Origin of the sequence: Akkermansia sp. RCC_12PD, from assembly GCF_036417355.1 — a bacterium.
Taxonomy (GTDB): Bacteria; Verrucomicrobiota; Verrucomicrobiia; order Verrucomicrobiales; family Akkermansiaceae; genus Akkermansia.
Window position 1 is genome coordinate 2,838,226 of sequence record NZ_CP143889.1, and the last position, 17,924, is coordinate 2,856,149.

General features: G+C 52.9%; 14 protein-coding genes and 2 tRNA genes. 7 read left to right on the forward strand and 9 right to left on the reverse strand.

Annotated features, from left to right (window positions below; all coding sequences use genetic code 11):
* Positions 1–53: 53 nt before the first annotated feature.
* From V3C20_RS12005 to V3C20_RS12030, 6 genes are all read right to left on the reverse strand, one after another.
* A complete protein-coding gene (locus tag V3C20_RS12005; protein WP_130082717.1) occupies positions 54–1,274 on the reverse strand; it encodes a hypothetical protein in 1,221 nt (406 codons plus the stop codon).
* A 1,119-nt stretch (positions 1,275–2,393) separates the two neighbouring features.
* Positions 2,394–3,056 (reverse strand): sugar transferase, encoded by a 663-nt coding sequence (locus V3C20_RS12010; RefSeq protein WP_238623756.1) that lies wholly within the window; start codon positions 3,054–3,056, stop codon positions 2,394–2,396.
* Between the two features lie 572 nt (positions 3,057–3,628).
* The gene (locus tag V3C20_RS12015) at positions 3,629–4,009 is read right to left on the reverse strand and encodes a hypothetical protein (RefSeq protein ID WP_130082715.1); all 381 of its coding nucleotides are present in this window, start codon (positions 4,007–4,009) and stop codon (positions 3,629–3,631) included.
* A gap of 185 nt (positions 4,010–4,194) precedes the next feature.
* Positions 4,195–5,616 (reverse strand): BACON domain-containing protein, encoded by a 1,422-nt coding sequence (locus tag V3C20_RS12020; protein ID WP_130082714.1) that lies wholly within the window; start codon positions 5,614–5,616, stop codon positions 4,195–4,197.
* A gap of 416 nt (positions 5,617–6,032) precedes the next feature.
* Entirely contained in the window at positions 6,033–6,683 is a 651-nt protein-coding gene (locus tag V3C20_RS12025; protein ID WP_130082713.1) for an NUDIX hydrolase, read from the reverse strand.
* A 219-nt stretch (positions 6,684–6,902) separates the two neighbouring features.
* The gene (locus tag V3C20_RS12030) at positions 6,903–7,634 is read right to left on the reverse strand and encodes an ElyC/SanA/YdcF family protein (protein WP_130082712.1); all 732 of its coding nucleotides are present in this window, start codon (positions 7,632–7,634) and stop codon (positions 6,903–6,905) included.
* An 806-nt stretch (positions 7,635–8,440) separates the two neighbouring features.
* Here V3C20_RS12030 and V3C20_RS12035 point away from each other — a divergent pair.
* Complete coding sequence (locus tag V3C20_RS12035; RefSeq protein WP_149874315.1) at positions 8,441–8,746, forward strand: transposase; 306 nt, start codon at positions 8,441–8,443, stop codon at positions 8,744–8,746.
* A 240-nt stretch (positions 8,747–8,986) separates the two neighbouring features.
* Here V3C20_RS12035 and V3C20_RS12040 read toward each other — a convergent pair.
* Positions 8,987–9,062 (reverse strand) — tRNA-Ala (locus V3C20_RS12040).
* Positions 9,063–9,282: 220 nt separating this feature from the next.
* On the opposite strand from V3C20_RS12040, the gene V3C20_RS12045 reads away from it, so the two are divergent.
* From V3C20_RS12045 to V3C20_RS12070, 6 genes are all read left to right on the forward strand, one after another.
* Positions 9,283–9,558 (forward strand): hypothetical protein, encoded by a 276-nt coding sequence (locus tag V3C20_RS12045; RefSeq protein ID WP_130082710.1) that lies wholly within the window; start codon positions 9,283–9,285, stop codon positions 9,556–9,558.
* A 72-nt stretch (positions 9,559–9,630) separates the two neighbouring features.
* Positions 9,631–10,254: a PA14 domain-containing protein gene (locus V3C20_RS12050; protein WP_161981264.1), complete on the forward strand. Its 624-nt coding sequence runs from the start codon at positions 9,631–9,633 to the stop codon at positions 10,252–10,254.
* 644 nt (positions 10,255–10,898) lie between these two features.
* A complete protein-coding gene (gene metH / locus V3C20_RS12055; RefSeq protein WP_130082708.1) occupies positions 10,899–14,660 on the forward strand; it encodes a methionine synthase in 3,762 nt (1,253 codons plus the stop codon).
* A gap of 32 nt (positions 14,661–14,692) precedes the next feature.
* A complete protein-coding gene (locus V3C20_RS12060) occupies positions 14,693–15,469 on the forward strand; it encodes a threonine/serine exporter family protein (RefSeq protein ID WP_067574138.1) in 777 nt (258 codons plus the stop codon).
* Positions 15,466–15,969 carry a threonine/serine exporter family protein gene (locus V3C20_RS12065; protein ID WP_067574136.1) on the forward strand — a complete coding sequence of 168 codons (504 nt, stop codon included), beginning with the start codon at positions 15,466–15,468 and terminating at the stop codon, positions 15,967–15,969. The genes V3C20_RS12060 and V3C20_RS12065 overlap by 4 nt, the downstream gene beginning before the upstream one ends.
* A 92-nt stretch (positions 15,970–16,061) precedes the next feature.
* A tRNA-Gln gene (locus tag V3C20_RS12070) sits at positions 16,062–16,136 on the forward strand.
* A gap of 46 nt (positions 16,137–16,182) precedes the next feature.
* Here V3C20_RS12070 and V3C20_RS12075 read toward each other — a convergent pair.
* Both V3C20_RS12075 and V3C20_RS12080 read right to left on the reverse strand, forming a co-directional pair.
* Entirely contained in the window at positions 16,183–16,377 is a 195-nt protein-coding gene (locus tag V3C20_RS12075) for a hypothetical protein (RefSeq protein ID WP_130082707.1), read from the reverse strand.
* A 112-nt stretch (positions 16,378–16,489) separates the two neighbouring features.
* Complete coding sequence (locus V3C20_RS12080; RefSeq protein WP_130082706.1) at positions 16,490–17,824, reverse strand: BACON domain-containing protein; 1,335 nt, start codon at positions 17,822–17,824, stop codon at positions 16,490–16,492.
* Positions 17,825–17,924 lie beyond the last annotated feature (100 nt).

The window sequence follows — 17,924 nt, forward strand, 5'->3', positions numbered from 1 at the left end:
GGGTGAATTGCTCCTATTCGCCGGGCCGTGGAAACTGAATCTGTATCTCTGAACTATTCATAAGGCGTAAAATCATAAGTGGAAGTTGACTGAATTAAGCGGGTTTCCAACGACGTAAAGGCATGATAAGCTCCGTTTTGCTGATTGTATCCCGGAGCCGTCATCTGGTGCATGGCTCCGACATAACTATGCGAATTGTAACCCTCACAATCCCAATACAGAGAGTTAACGCCCATCCAGTTAAATGAATCTGTCACGGCATGCAAATCGGCAATTCTCAACAACCTTCGCGCATCATAGCCATTACTGCCTATCCACAGCCCCGCAGGAATGGACAATGATGTATCTGCTTGCTGGTAAGCCAAAAACATATTACAGGACGGAGCGGTATTGAAAGACGGGATGACCGAATTTGTTTCATACACGACCCACTTCGCCTCTGACTTATTGTACAGCAACTCACGCACCCGGACAGGATAACCCGCAGGAGTAGTGGTGCTGTCATTGATCTGGTAAAACGTCACGTCGATGAAACGCACAAAAGTACCGGTATTCCCAGCCGCCGGAGACAAAGTAAACATATCCAGATCCTCTGCCGTCTTTTTTGTCAGATTGTCCGTAGTACCGACAAAAAAGGTCAATTTGCGGGCATTCCTGCTGCCGTTATTGCCCAAAGCAATGGGCAACACAAATCCCCGCCAACCGGAATAATTACACACTCCCAGGAAAGGACTTATCAAATTGACTTGAATTGTACCATTCGCAGCGGCCGTTTTTCGCAGCATCCAACACCACCCCGGCACCGTCTGTTCAACGGCAACGGAATTGCCGTAAAGCGTGAACGCAGAAAGAAAGCTCTGCGTGGAAAACGCATCAGTCACAGCGGCCATCCCCAGCGAGCACAGGCGGTTGACGGCACTTGCCGGAGTATTAGGTGATGCGGCCAGCGGAATATTAATGCCTCCGTTGGCGTTGATGGTACTGGCCACCGACAAATCGCCATCCAGCGTCATGTTGCCCGCTTCATCTGTCAGTTTGTCCTGCTTGCCGTTCCACGTTTCACGTTCTTTAGCCGTTATGTGGGCTGCTGCATCTTCTTTGTGTGCATTAAAGGAAGACGCGTCTGCTTTTGCAGAAAGAGCGGAAGCATCCACCTTCGCGTTCCACGTACTGCGCTCTTCCTCTGTAACATGTGCTATTTCATTCTCCACATGCTCACTCCATTCATCCAGAGGAGTCAGGAGAATTCCATTGATAGAAGTAATTTTATTCATGCTTGTTATTCTTTGTTATTGCTTGTCGTGAAGCGGTTGAAAAACGCCACTGCCATCCCGTCCACCATCGTGAACTCCAAAAATTCTGGCTGGTGAAAAACCCGCGCCCTTCCGGACGGTGCTGCTTCCACGGTCAGCAATCGCATCCCTGGATTCCAGGAATGATTTCCCTCCCTCTACAGGTGAGCTGATGGCTTGGTCCAGCCGCCCCCATCTTTCCGTTCATCGAATAAGACGGCAACGCGTGTTGCCCACTTCGTTGAAAGTTTCTACCCGTTCCTGAAAAATATCATCCTGCGTGAAACGTCGGGACTGGATGAAACCGTTGTTGCCCAGAAATATGGCCGCCAAGAAAGGCTTTGTCCGTAGAAGAATGGATATTGAGAGCGGTGGAGGAGAAATTGGAAAAGGAGCATCAGCAGAGGCTCAGGCTCATCTGAAAAGATGATGTCTCTCAAGCATGCAGGTTCCCATTTTCCCGATCAGAAGGCACAGAAAAAATAGAATCCCACTAAAGACGGAATTCATTAATGGAGGCGGAGCGGAGGGTGCCGGCGGCAAATTTCTCCTTTTCCTTCCCGTGACCGCCGGATTTTTCCGCTTTTGGGCAAAGATCAGGTATTCCCAGCCGGGGTAATGCCGGACCACCCATTGATGAAGAAAGAATGCTCCTGCAAATATCAGAACCGTCGCAACCATGGCAGAAGGGATTCCCCCAGGAAGGATTTTTAACAGGAGCGGCATCAAGTAGGGCAGGATCAGGCAATGAATGGCATAAATGAAGAAGAAGAGGGGAGCGCATGCCTGAGCGATTTTACGAAAGAACGTATTTTCCGTCAGCAGAACACACAGGGAGCCCAGTCCCAGAATACCGGGAATCCAGCAAGGCAGGGTGTGCGGGATTTCCGTGGAGATGGCGCCGCCATGGTTCATCCACGCTATTGCCGCCCACGCGCGGGGGGGAGGAAAGGCAACTTATTTTTTTCAGGAGGCCAGCAGCAGGATACAGACAGCCAGAGAAGTCAGCCGGAAAATTCCGGAAGAAAAAAGTGTGCGAATATTCATGGTCGCTAGGTAGGTATGATGGTGTGTGATTTCATACAACTGGATAAGAACAAGTCAGGACTCCTCCTGCCCGAACGGAAACACCACCGGCACGGAAAGATCGTTTTTGATCAGAATACTGCCCGTGGTATTCCGGAAAGCGTCCCTGCACTGCTGGACATCCTTGCGGGTTATGATCCGGACAATGGTTTGGAAAACGATCCTGATATCCGTGAACAGAAATACATTCCGGGTATAAACAAGGTCGCAGCACAACCGCCTGTAGAACGGAATACCGTTTCTCCCGTACACTTGGGCCATTCCGGTCAATCCGGGGCGGACGGAGCAGCGTTCCGTGCGGTAGCGTTCGGGGAAAACAGCCAACTGCTCCGGAATCCATGGCCGGGGACCTACAAGGGACATGTCACCCTTGATGATATTGATCAACTGGGGCAGTTCATCCAGGGAATAGTGACGTAAAAAAGTCCCCAACGGAAAAGACCTCCGATCATCCGGAAGCAAGTGCCCTTCCGAATTGCGGGCATCTGTCATTGTTTTGAATTTAAAAATCCTGAATAATTTTCCACGATATCCTACACGCACTTGTAAAAAAAACGGAGACCTTCCTGTATTAATCACAAGCATTATGGAAATAATCGCCAGAACAGGAAAAATAAGTATAAATGCACATAATGAAATAACTACATCCAATACGCGTTTTCCAAAAAACTTATACATAGGCAAACCAATTTCTGGGCCTAGATTACCGGATTTCAAATTCGTCCTTTACATGACAGCTTAAAAATTCACAAAAAATATTTTATTATAAATATTTTATATATTCTTCATCATACTGCCTTCTGCAAATTTTACTCATCCAAATTTTTCTATATCAAGTACAAGTAGCTGAACTGGAGTAAAAATTATATAATTTGTATTGCCTGCGAATTTGAAATCCGCGCAGATTTTGCAATCTCTTTGCAAAAAATACTTTATATGAATAATCTCCGTTCAGCAGGGAGTACTTTTTTTGTCTTTCTCTGTAGAATAAGAAAATTAAAGTTTACTGGTTTTCAGGACTTCTTTCTGACATTTGATTGCCGGACCGCCTGTGAAAATCAGATTAATCAAAAACATTAATAATCAAATTACTATATACTGATAAAACCAAATCCGGCGTTTTCATGAAATTCACAGTTTCAAATCAAGAAAAGAAGGGAAAGGCTGCTGAGAACGACAAGAAATCATATTCGAAAATAGAAAAAATCAATTTATATATAATATATTTATTTTAATATAGTTATGCATGATTAATATTTATTCTTGCAGGCAAAGAGAAAAGCCGGAGAAGCGGGACATCTCCAGCTTTGGTACAATTCCATGTTCTTTCCAGGCATATCCGCTTCAACCGCTTGAAAAAGGCCGCTAATGCAAAAACAGAAAACCAGGGGAAGCGGAATACGGTTTTTCATGAACAGGGAAATATTCCGGAGTGGACAACAATCTGATGAAAAATAAGATAATGTGTCGGGCATCTCAACTTCTCCTGACAGCAACAGCTGTTTCTCGTCAAGCGCACTCTTTTCCATCATTTCCGCTCCTTCATCAACGAATGACACGGCCATGATTTGTACCGGCCATATATTGATTTGAAGCGTTTTCCATTTACTGCTGAAGCGGCACTTCATCACAAGCTTTCAAATCTTCTGCTTCACGATCACCCCTCTGGAACGTCCGGGCATGCCCTTCTTTCATCCAGGAACAGAAAAGTCCATCCCGAACGTGTTTTCTACGTCCGGGATGGACTGTAATATCATTGCCGCCTTTTAATCATGAATACGGAAAATATCCTATCCGTATGGGCGTTCCTCATCTTTCAGGCCTGTTGGTAAACTACAATGGAATAGGTTACTCCATTGCTCATCCTGAGATCAATCAAGCCAAGGCGTTCAGCGCCTGTATCATTAGCTGTCAAGGCCAATTTCAAAGTACCGCCATCCTGGGCAGATACGGTAATCCACTCCGGTTTGTCCACTACCTCATAGGAAGTATCTTTTAAAGAAATGGACACGGACAGTACTTGTGCCGTACGATCCGGCTTGAACAGGCTCTGACTGATGGGATAACGTCCCGTCGTCCTAATATCTGATCCCGCATGGATGCAAACGGACCGATTCCTCAATCCGTAGACGTCTCCCGAGTATATGGCCATTTTCAACACGCCGTCTCTCCCGTGGTTGCTCATGGCAAGCGCGTAATCCGACCAGCCGGCATTAATGGAATAACCAATATAATAACTCTCACCCCGGCAGTCCTGGGCAAATAAATAGATATTATTATGCCACTGCTTGTTAACCAGATCGCCTTGATTATCTACATAACCGGGCGAATACAGAACAAGCCTTACCCAGTCCGAAGGCAGAACAGCAAATAAATAATCCAGATTGCGCCCGTTGAGCAGGTTATTCCGGAATCCGGCCACAAATCCGAATCTCTGCTTGCCGTCTCCGCCAGTGGAAATCGGCCACACCATCGGGCTTCCGCCTGTATAATCCCTCCAGCCATCAGCTATCGCAAGAGCGGTATCATACCTGTTGGCCGGTCTGGCCGTGGGAGATACAGGATTTGCGTTATATAGCCTTCCCCACTGGCAATGCACTCCCTGGGGTCTCGTATTGCGGCTGGAACCATTGGCATCATCAATTCTGTAACCGCACAAATCCAGAGTGTAAGTATACTCTCCCCGCAGGTGTCCTGAAAAATTGTCTCCCTGCTGAACACAGTTCTGCAGAATCAATACAGGGTCATCCAGGTTCACCAAATGCCCGAAATAGGTTGTCGGACGTCCGTTCCGGACAAACAGATTCCAGCCCAACGTACCCTTATTGTTGCCATCCGGCAAAAACAGGGGACGGGACAAATCCAGTTTGCGGGCCGCATCCGTATCGGCCACAGGACTGACAGGAATATTCACTCCTCCCACGGCATTGACGGGTTCCGTAAACATACCACCCGCGGCGGTCAGACTACCCGCTAGAATCATATTCCCGGCTCCGTCGCTTTCCGGCGCCCTGTTCCATCTTTCTCTCTCTTTTGCTGAAACATGCTTTACATTATTGGATTCATGAGCAGTGAAAACATCAGCATCCAGTTTGGAGTCCAGTTCCCGGGCATCAGCTTTAGCATTCCATGCCGTACGTTCTTCTTCCATGATATGAATGTTCGTATTTTCGACGTGCTCGGTAAAATCATTCTGAGTCGCCATAAAAACACCGTTGATGGTAATAATTTTATCCATATTTATCTTCATTTATTTATGAAAAGGTTCAGATCCATCCTTATCCATAACTGAATAACTTTCAATTTACAGAATAAAAAACAATAGAAATGAACGCTTTATTATAATTCTCATACTTTCCCGCAACACCTGCATCCAACGCATCACGTTCAAAAGGAATACCGCGCCCTCAGGAAAATAAAGCAGTGTTCCTCATCTGTTTAAAAACAGCATTGAAAGGCCTTGAAGGAGATCATGCTGTGGAAGCCTGCCGTCCCCCAAATTTTTGCCATGGTGAAACTCGCAATGAAGGACATGGCACTCTCCTCTACACAAATTAGGGCGGCCCGGCGTTCCATGCCGAAAAAATCAACGCAGGTTCACACTCCGCGGCCTGAGCGGGATTTTCCGTTCGTTACTACTCCGCCGTTTCTCTTTTAATCAAAAACGGGATTCCAGAGTGGATCCGACGCGGCGTCAAAACATAGCCGCACCTGTTCAGGCGTATTTTTCTCCAGAACCATGGGAGGCAGTTCCTCCCTGCCGAACCATCCGCTTTCAGACGTTTCCACATTAGGGCGGAAGCTTCCACCCCGTTCTTCACAGAGAACGAAGATTTTGCAGACTCCGTAGGCATAGGGGGGAGGATTATGCCTGTTGCGGTCATGAAGCGCTATCAACCGGACGGGTTCCACTTTCAGGCCGGCTTCCTCCCACACTTCCTTGGCCGTATTTTCCCGTACGGTCTGGTTCACATCCACCCAGCCGCCCGGCAGAGACCACAGGCCGGACTCCGTTTCCCTGACCAGAAGAATGTTGCCGTCCCTGAAAATGGCCGCCCGCGTATCCATCTTGGGCGTTTGAAATCCCGTTTCATTGCAAAACAGGCCGCGGACCGTATTCATATCCACCCCGGACTTGGCACTCATGATTTCAGCGGCAATATCCCTCAGTCGCTCGAAACGCTCCAAATCATAAGGGTCTTTGGCGTAAGTGATTCCCGCCTGGGCCAGAAACTGGATTTCCACGGCCCACTCCAGCCAGCGCGGAGGCAGCGCTTCCCGGACCAGATCATCTTCTCCGTTCATGTGGCCCACGCTAGCATTGCCCGCAGATGCTGCCAATCTTTATATTCCTTTTCATACACATGACGGATTGTTCACACAGGAACGCTGGACCATTCCATGCGTCTGCCGCAGACTGGTCCGCGTAACCGGGATTATTGATTAAACATCATTCCTGCTGGAAGAAGGTCCGTTCATTCCTGCCGGTCTGACGGACCGCCCGAAAAAACGCCTCATGACATTTCAAGAGTTATGGGGCGTTTGGATTGTTCCCCCATCCTCTTCCGGCAGTGCGACCGGATCTCCCAAAAACCGGGGTTCCCTGCCCCACAGCCACAAATCCATCATCATCCACACGCGGGCGCCGCGTTCCCTGATCCAGCTTTTAACCCGGGAACGACGATTGGGCACGTCCGGAGCATTCACGGCATAGGCGTCCATCCCGTTGTACCGGGCAATCGCCAGGGCGCGTCTGTTATGAAAGGTCTGGGAAACGACGATCATTTGAGAGACTCCGAACACCTCCTTCATCCGCACCACGGAATCCAGAGTCCTCAATCCGGCAAAATCGCAGACAATCCGGTCTTCCGGAACTCCCCGCTCCACCAAGGCCTGTTTCATTGCTTCCGGTTCATTATAGGCGTGGGAGGAATTGTCTCCGGATACGACAAACACAGTAACCTTTCCCTCCCTCCAAAGTTCCGCGGCCGTGTCCATCCTGTTGTCAAAATAGCCGTTGGGACCGCCCATGAAGGTAGGGGAACACCCCAGCACCAGGGCTGCGGCCCTGACAGGGACATCACGGGGATGGTCAAACAGCCGGTCTCGGGAAGAGAAATCCGCATACCATTCAGAGACGGCTACCAGCATGCCCACGGCAATCACCGCCGCCAATCCTGTCTTCAGCGCCAAAATCAGGATCTTTTTCTTCCTGCACCAAAGGTCCCGGACTATCTTTCCCAATTTGCTGATCATCTTGGCAAACAATGGTTTCTACTTTGCTTCCAGCTTGGAACGCATCTTGTGGGACCACAATTGCATTCCTCCATCAGATACTTGACGATGTTCATATTACCACAGGAATCAACGGCCGCCGCCGCCAAGTGAGAGAACAACGGCAGCACCAGACAGGCCATTCCCCATGCAGGGAAAATATTCTTTTTCATCATAGAGGGTTGATATTGGAAATCCGGAGCACCTGGAAACGGCATTTCCAAAGCACCTCTGAATTATAGAAAATCGTAGGGCAACATGCTACCGGGGTCAATTCCATAAACGGTCCCGCATATATCACAATGGAAGCTATGTAGGGCTGGAGAAACAGCTTCCAGGGACCAACTCTTCCAAAATACCATCTCAAATACAACTCTCATTCCCCATCATCTCCAGAGAAAGAAAACGGTTCCCACTCAACAGGCCAATCTTTTATGAAGCATGCTTGCGATTGCCTGAAATGGGAGCCTCGCAAAATTAACCAGGAAAACATTGCTACCTGCAAATAGAGGCACAACCGGTCATTTGGCTCAACGTCAAAATCGGTGAATGATCTGCCAAAAAAGCCATCATCAACACCAGACTATTCAGACGCCAACAGTGCCGCCCAGCTCTTCAGAAAACCCATCGCCAGCCTGTTCCCTGAAAAGCTTCCCAGTAAATCGCATCGCCGCTCCAGTACCCGGGAATAACATCAAAAACGTTGACAACAAAATCATGGACAAGGACTTCGGTGTCCGTCAAGCACGAGGAAACGCATCATCCACGAGCAGTTTCATCACCCCTCCTTGAGAAAGAGGGGCTGCAAGCTGATGGTCCGGGAAAGCAAAACCTGGATTCGCTCCTTTAAGATCAACCCGGCCATCTGGGTATGCCATGAGTTCAGGGAGAAGTTGGGCAACTTATTACAGACGGTTAAACAATACAGAAGCGACATCGGCCAACTCAAGGAAATGGTGAGAATGCCGCTCCATGAGGCTCCGATGGAACTTGACAAAATAGCGGTGACCATCAGGAAGTGGTTTGCCCCGCTCATCCGTATGTGGAGGTACAGGAAGAACGAGGCAATCACGGAAGGATTCACCGGAAGATGAAGTTCGTCCAAGGGAGGGCCTGCGGGTATCGTAATTTTGAGAATTACCGCCTCCGGGTGCTGGTAGAATACGGAGGGTTCAATCCTGATTTTCTCTTCAAATTCTCTCTCTCCACACGTGTAAGCGTTGATTCATCTGTCGCCCGGCTGAAGGGCTGTTTTTCCACAAGGCGTTTACAGCAATCCTGAACAGCGCATCAATGGAAAAGGCTTGCAAGATTCTTTCTTGCAAGCCTTTATTTGGTGGAGCATAGCGGGTTCGAACCGCTGACCTCTTCAATGCCATTGAAGCGCTCTACCAACTGAGCTAATACCCCTTTGACTTTCGTCTTGGTGTGTCCTGTAGAGGACGGAGAGAAATTAGCATGACCATGGTGCCACCGCAAGTTTTTTCTGCAAAAAAAACGTTCGCGTCCACATTTTTCCCGGAAATGACGGCCCTTCTGCGGCGGCAGGCCGCAGGACTTGCGGAAAATCGGGACAGCCGGGGAAATATGGTTGAATGGGGTTCCGGCCTGCTTTAACCTTTCACAAAAGATGAAACGGCCTATTTCTCTCCACCGCACTCTTGCCGCCACGGCGCTGGCGGCCTTTTTCCTTGCAGGTTCCCTCCAGGCCCAGGAGCCGGGCGGGATGGAAAAGGAACCCTCCGGGACGGAAGAGTCCGGCATTTCCACACCGCGCCGGGTTGCCGGGCTGGGCGTACTTGCCTTCCTGATCGGCTGGATGGTTTGGCGGAACGGTTCCCGCCGCCACCGGGACGCCGGACAGGATACGGAGACCGGCAATGATGACACCAGCCCCAAAGAATGACGCCGTTTCTGAAAGAATGCTTCCATGCCGCCCGTAGTCGTTGCAGAGAGCATCCCCTCCACCCGACACTGCATGAATGTTTTTCTTACCGTTCTGAGCCTTCTTTTCTGCACAGCCCTGGCAGGAACAGCCGCCGACTCCCCCGCGGAGGAGTTTCCCTCCGGCGTGGTTCAGGAGCTGTGGTTCGGCATTCCGGGAGGTTCGGTAAAGGATTTGACGCACCGGAAGGTCTTTGAAAAGCCTTCTTCCGACATCCGGAAGATCGTCCGGCTGGACGCAGAAAATCTGGGCGACCAGTACGGAGCCCGTTATTCCGCCCTGCTCCGCGTCCCGGCTACCGGAGAATACCGCCTTTATCTGTCTTCCGACGATTCCGCCGAACTGTGGCTGGGCAAGGACGCCACCCAGAAGGACATGAGCTGCATTGCCACCGTGAAGGGATATTCCGACCGCCATAACTGGACCAACCAGCCCAACCAGTCATCCGAACCCGTTCACCTGGAAGCGGGCAAGTTTTATTTTCTCCAGGTGATTCACAAGGAGGACGGCGGCCCGGACCACATGTCCGTAGCCTGGTCAGGCCCCGGCATTCCCCAGCCCGTGCTGGTTCCCGCGTCCGCCCTGTTCCTTCCTCCCGGCATGTTGCCGGAGGAGAAGCCGCAACCCCAGAATCTGAATCCGAGTCTGGCCGAATGATTTCGTCAGGCGGAGGCCGTCCCCGGTTTCTCCTGCGTCCCATGCATTCCGTCTGCCGGAAGATGGCAGGAATTCTCCATTTTTCCTGATAAAAGAGATGAGTAGGTGCAGTCGCATTTACTCATTTAGAGAGGAAAGCTTCCCTGCCCCTTTCCTTCTTTCCGGTGTGGTTCCGGTGCGCCCGTCCCGAAGTTTCCAGCGCCTTTTCCAAGATTCCCGGTGATTAGTTATTCACATATTATACACATTCTATTAACATTTCTCTTTTTCCGCACGTCATCCTTCCCAATAAAAACTTGCAGACAATCAAAGCTATACGTCCTGAATCACGTTAAAATCCTTTCCCGGCTTTCCGCATCCCCGTGCTGAAACAAGAATACGTTTTCCCGATCACTTTCCGCCCGCCTACCGGCTCATGCACGCTTTTCCGTCGCCGGACTTTATAGTGATAGTGCGGCGGCTTTCCGTCCCCTGGCGAGGTTCGGGATGCACGGCGAGTCCGGACATGCCTTTCTCCAGTACCTCTACCCCGGGAAATTCACCCGCAAGGGCATTTTCCCGATACGCGCCCGTCCCGGAAAAGGGGTGACGTCAATTATCCTTGTTCACGGAGGGTACGGGCTGTAGATTTTCCGCGCCCGCTTATGACCAAAGCATCCCGACTCAAACGTCTTGATTATCTCAAAGATCAACTGCGCAAAAGGATTGTGATCCTGGACGGCGCCATGGGCACCAATATCCAGAAGTTCAAGCTGAAGGAGGAGGATTACCGGGGAGAGCGCTTCGCGGATACGGAATTGTATCCCAACGACCTGAAGAACAACAACGACCTTCTCGTGCTGACCAGGCCGGAGGTGATTCTGGACGTGCACCGCCGCTTTCTGGATACGGGCCGTGCGGATATCATTGAAACCTGTTCCTTTGGCGCAACCAGCATCGGGCAGCACGACTATTTCTGGCATCATCCGGAAGAGGGGAAGCGCAAGGACCAGTCCTACTTCCAGCAAGTGGTGGATTCCCCCGTTTTAAAGTCCCTGGTGCGGGACATGAACCTGGCTGCCGTTTCCCTGGCCCGCCGGGCCTGCGACGAGGCGGAGGCGCACGACGGCAGGCCCCGCTTCGTGGCCGGGTCCATCGGCCCCATGCCCGTCACCTGCTCCCTGTCTCCTGACGTGAATGATCCGGGCTTCCGGTCCGTGAATTTCAACCAGCTCAGGCAGGCCTACCGGGAACAGGTGCTGGCCATGCTGAAAGGCGGGGTGGACCTGATTCTGCTGGAAACGGTTTTCGATACGCTGAACGCCAAGGCGGCCCTGTTCGCCATGGAAGAGGTGTTCGACGAACAGCCGAACGCCGCCGTTCCGGTGATGGTGTCCGTAACGCTGACGGACAAGGCGGGGCGCACCCTGTCCGGCCAGACGATTGAGGCGTTCTGGAATTCCATCCGCCACGTCCGGCCCTTCTCCGTGGGCATCAACTGCGCCCTGGGTGCGGATTTGATGCGCCCCTTTGCCGAGGAAATCGCCGGGCTTGCGGACTGCTACGTTTCCATTTACGCCAACGCGGGGCTTCCCAACCCGCTCAGCCCCACGGGCTACGACCAGCTTCCGGAAGACATGGCGGCATTCATGAAGGAGTATGCCTCCCTGGGCATCCTGAATATTGTGGGCGGCTGCTGCGGCACCACTCCTGAACACATCGGCGCCATCGCCCGGGCCGTGGAGGAGCTTCCCCCCCGCATTCCTGCCGCCCAATCCCCCGCCCTGCGCCTGTCCGGGTATGAGGCCTATAACCATACCCGTGAAAAAAACACCCTTTTTGTCGGGGAGCGCTGCAACGTGGCGGGTTCCCCCAAATTCGCCCGCCTGATCCGGGAGGGGAACTATGAGGAGGCGGTTTCCATCGCGCGCCAGCAGGTGGAAAACGGCGCGCTGGTGCTGGATTTCTGCTTTGACGACGGTCTGATTGAAGGCCGGGAGGCCATGGTCCGTTTCCTGAACCTGGTTTCCGCGGAGCCGGACATCGCCAAAGTTCCCTTCATGGTGGATTCCTCCAAATGGGAGGTGCTGGAAGCCGGGCTGCAATGCATGCAGGGCAAGGGCATCGTCAACTCCATTTCCCTGAAGGAAGGGGAGGAGGAATTCCTCAGGAAGGCCGCCCTGATCAAGAGGTATGGGGCGGCGGTCGTCGTGATGGCCTTTGACGAGGAAGGACAGGCCGCCAACTACGAGGACCGCATCCGCATCGCGCAGCGGGCCTATGACCTGCTGGTGAACCGGGTGCAGTTCCCGGAGGAGGACATCATCTTTGACCCCAACGTGCTGACCGTCGGCACGGGCATTCCGGAACACGCCAACTACGCCCTGGATTTCTTCAAGGCGGCGGGCTGGATTTCCACCCACCTGCCCCATACCCACATTTCCGGCGGCATTTCCAACGTCTCCTTTGCGTTCCGGGGCAACAACCCGGTACGGGAGGCCATGCATTCCGCCTTCCTGTACCATGCCACCCGGCAGGGGCTGGACATGAGCATCGTGAACGCCGGCATGCTGGAGGTGTACGACAACATTCCCGGGGAAAGGCTGGAGCTGATCGAAGACGTTCTGCTGAACAGGAGGCCGGACGCCACGGAACGCCTGACAGATTACGCGGAGAAGCTGGCCGCGGAAAAAGCGCAGGCGGGCGCGGAAAGGAAACCCGTGCTGGCCTGGCGGGAACAACCCGTGACCGGGAGGCTGGAACACGCCCTGGTCAAGGGGATCACCGAGTTTGTGGACGCGGATACGGAAGAGGCGTTCAAGGAACTGGGTTCCCCCCTGAAAGTGATTGAAGGCCCGCTGATGGACGGCATGAAGGTGGTGGGGGAACTGTTCGGCGACGGAAAGATGTTCCTGCCCCAGGTGGTGAAGAGCGCCCGTGTGATGAAGCAGGCCGTGGCATGGCTGACCCCGTACATTGAGGCGGACAAAAAAGGATCTTCCAAAACGGGCAAGGCCCTGATCGCCACCGTGAAGGGGGACGTGCATGACATCGGCAAGAACATCGTCGGAGTGGTTCTGGGCTGCAACGGCTTTGAAGTAGTGGACTTGGGCGTGATGGTCCATTGCGACACGATTCTGGACCGCGCGGAGCAGGAAAATGCGGACCTGGTGATGCTTTCCGGCCTCATCACCCCTTCCCTGGAGGAAATGTCCCACGTGGCGGCGGAAATGCAGCGCCGCGGCATGACCATTCCCCTGATGGTGGGGGGCGCCACCACGTCCGCCCTGCACACGGCGCTGAAGATCGCCCCCCATTACGAGGGGCCCGTGGTCCATACCGTGGACGCCTCCCAGGTGGTGCCCGCCGCCGCGGCCCTGGTGGGAGAAAAGAAGGATTCCTACATTTCCGCCGTCAAGGAACGGCAGGAGGAACTGCGCACCAGCCATGAAAACAAGCCTTCGAAGGACTTCCTCTCCCTGGAGGAAGCACGGGAACTGCGCTGGCGGGGCGCGGACGGCGGCTATGCCCCGCCCGTGCCGGGGCGTCTGGGACCCGTTTCCATCGGCAGCCTGCACAGTCCAGTCAGCTGCGGCTGCTGCAGCGACGATCCCCGGTATTACGTGACCATTCAGGAACTGGTCGGCCGCATCGACTGGACACCCTTCTTCCATGCCTGGGAACTGCACGGCGTCTGGAGCGACTCCCGGCAGGAATTCCGCACCAAGGACCCGGCCAAGGCGGACGCTGCCGCGGCCCTGTACAAGGACGCCCGCGACCTGCTGGAACAGGCCGTCAAGGAAAACCGCTACCAGGCCCGCGGCGTCATCGGCATCTTCCCGGCCAATTCCGCTCCCAACCATGACGACATCACCGTCTGGACGGATGAATCCAGAACCATGCCGCAGGCCACCCTGCTGACCCAGCGGCAGCAATTGAACGCCCAGGGAAGGAAGCGTCTGGCCCTGGCGGACTTCATTGCCCCGGAAGGGGTGAAGGACTACATCGGGGCCATGGCCGTCAGCATCCACGGAGCCAGGCGATGGGCGCAGGAATGGGAAGCCAGGAATGATTCCTACCGCGCCCTTCTGGTCAGTTCCCTGGCGGACCGGCTGGTGGAAGCCTTTGCCGGGGCCGCCCATGAAAAACTGCGCGTGCTGTGGGGCATACCCGCCGGAACGGGAGTGCGCCCGGCCTGCGGCTACCCCAGCCAGCCGGACCATCAGGAAAAGGAAACCGTGTTCCGCCTGCTCCATGCCGGAGAAGAGGCGGGCATGAGCCTGACGGAAACATGGATGATGCAGCCCGTTTCCGCCGTCTGTGCGCTGGTATTCTCCCACCCGGAAAGCTCCTACTTCTCCGTAGGGGCCACGGACGGGGACCAGCAGCGGGACTACGCCACCAGAAAACAGCAGGCCCATTCCTGACCCGCCCCTTTCTTTCCTTGCTCCTCCAGCCAATGCCCCATACAGACCAGATTCAGGCCCTGTCCGAGTTCCTGCTGGAATACGCCACCACGCTCATGGGCGCCGGGGTGCACACCAACCGGGCCGTGCGCAACATCTCCCGCATTGCCGCCGCCTACGGGTACGCGGCGGACATGACCATCTTCCAGCGCAACATCACCATGAGCCTCATCAGCACGGATGACGAGAATCTGCGCCGGACTTCCGTCAGGAAACTGAAACCCCTGGCCTTCAACCTGAACCTAATCCAGCAGCTCAGTGAACTGAGCTGGCTTCCCGTGGACAACAACGTCAGCATTGAAGAAATGGAGAGGGCCTTCCGGTCCATTGCGGCGACAAAACGCTTTTCCCCCTGGACGGATCTTCTCCTGGTCAGCGTGGGCAATGCCGCCTTCTGCCGCCTGTTCAACGGGGACATCTGGGCCATGCTGACCGTCTTCGGCGCCACCCTGCTGGGCTTTCTGGCAAAGCAGCAATTCTCCCGGCTGAAATTCAATCCCCTGGGCGTCGTCATCCTGTCCGCGTTCACGGCCTCCATGGCGGCGGCCTGCGCCGTCATCTTCCAGTTCGGGGAGACGCCCCAGATCGCGCTGGCCACGAGCGTCCTGTTCCTGGTTCCCGGCGTGCAAATGATCAACTCCATCATGGACCTGATGCACGGCCACATCCTGATGGGGATTTCCCGGGGCGTCCATTCCATCATGATGATCACCTGCATCACCATCGGCCTTTCCGCAACCATGCTTATTCTGGGGGTGAACAGCTTATGAATCCGGACTTCTTCTCCTCCATCCTCTGGGACGGCCTGATGGCCGCCATAGCGGCTACGGGCTTTGCCGTCATTTCCAATCCCCCCAAGCGGGCGATCGCCGTCTCCGCCCTGCTTGCGGCCGTCGGCCACGCCTTCCGCTTCTACATGATGCACTCCTGGTCCATCGACATTTCCAGCGCCACCTTCATAGCCGCTTTCACCATAGGCATGCTGGGCGTGCTGACGGCCAAGCTGGTGAAATGCCCCGCGGAAATCTTCGCCTTCCCCTCCCTCCTGCCGATGATTCCCGGCGTGTATGCCTACAAGACCATTCTGGCCCTGATGCAGTTCATGCAGGAAAACCAGGACATGGAAACCATGAACAGGCTGATCGTGGATATCTGCAAAAACGGTATCACCGCCTTCTTCATCATCTTCTCCCTGGTCATTGGCATAGCCATTCCCCTGCTGATGTTCAAGAGGCTGAACTATACCCGCATCATCAGGCCCCGGAATTGAAACACAAACGCGGAGGAGTCCATTTTTCTCTTGCCAGAACTGGTCCGCTGTGATTAACTACGCCCCGCAAAGGCAGCAATGCCCTTTTCCACAGCCCCATAGTGTAATTGGTAACACACCTGATTTTGGTTCAGTATTTCTAGGTTCGAGTCCTGGTGGGGCTGCCAGCTTTAAACAAAATATCCCGTCTCTCCGGAGGCGGGATATTTGTTTTTACAATGAAGCAATTTTTAGCGGCAGAATCTTCCGTATCCACAGAACACCCTTAAACGGTGATTCAAAAATTGCATAATCCATAGCTCCTGCAGGACGGCCTTCATTTTCCGATGGAATTCTTGCGTGATTCCGCTGTTTTTCCGGAACCTTTGATAAACGAATATTGGGCATGGCGGAAATACATTCCGCCATGCCCAATTTATTTTCCGTGATATGGCCTTTTTATCCTTTGGGATGCCCATCCGCCGATATTGACAGGGAAACTTCTCTGAGCTATTCCATCCGCAGGCCTCCGTCCAATTTCTTAACCCTGTTGATTAACAACAATGGTGTAAGTGATTCCATTATATAGCAAAACATTCACAAGGCCTTGCCTGGCCGAGCCCGTGTTGTTGGGCGTTACGAGAAGTTGCCACGCTCCCGTTCCGCCTTCCCCATCCAGCCATGTTATCCAATCCGGACAATTCACGCACGTATAAGACTTGTCTTCGCAAGTCAGTTCAATATTCAGCGTACTACCCTCTGCCAAAACATCAAAAAGGCTTTGTCGGAGAGGCCATGAACAATCGTCTGCAGGGCGCTGCCCCCCTATCCAGGACTCTTGAACTTTTGAAACAAGATCAAAAGGATCATCCTTCCTTGCCCACCAGCCGGCTGCGCCGGAAACCCCATGTCTGGACATGCTCAGGAGATGATGGCTGAACGCATAGCTCGATTTCATCGCTCCCACCAGTTTTATGGAGCCGTCGCGGCCCTGGGAAAACAGATACAGACGTTTGCGTCCTTGATAATGAGAGTTCGTCTCGCGAAATACAATGAATCTTGCTGTTTTATAACGGTCATAGACAGCGTATAAATAATGACTGTTATCACGTACGCCGCCAGGTCTTTGTGTACTCTGGAATCCACACCGGGGCAGGAAATCACCACCGGTATTGCCGGGCCATACCGATGCCACAGGGCCACCATGTTCATTCTCCGTATAGGAATAAATGAGGGGATCAGCATAATCATTTTGCCGATATGGCCAGGTGACTGGCGGCCATGCTACCCAGAAAACGGCAAACCAGGGTTTATAACACGGTCCGAAATTTGCCCGTACTCCAAATTTTGACGTAGATTCATTCATGGCGTCAATCTGGCCGTAATTGAACAATGTATTAAGCTCAAGTACAAACGTGGTAGGATACCAAGCATACAGATTATCGTCTCCTCCTCCGATTATCCGATGTTCGGACATGATGAATGGGAAATCTTCTGATACGCATGTAGTCACACCGCCCGCCGTAAACGCATTGCCAAGTTTATGATAGAAACCTACGCCATTTTCCTGCTGGGAGGAAAGCATGGGTATCAACGGCTTGGTTAAATCAGCCTTGCGTACCGCATCTGTATCATCTCCAGGTATTATGGGAATATTGACGCCGCCGGCAGCATTAATTGCATTGGAAAATGTTCCACCCTTGGCTTTCAGATTGCCGGAAAGGGACATATTGCCGGCTGCATCCGTAACCGGAGCCTTGTTCCATTTTTCCTTCTCTTGCTCTGTGACGTGGACTGTTGTATTCTCTACATGCTCAGTAAAATCATTCTGAGCGGTCATAAGAATTCCGTTAATGGTAGTAATTTTATCCATCATGGTTTTTATTGGTTAAGAAGTGTCATGCCGTCTTCATCCTGGCGGAGCATTCAGGTTAAATCGTAAAGTAGGAACCTTCACGGCGCCGTGGATATTTCTC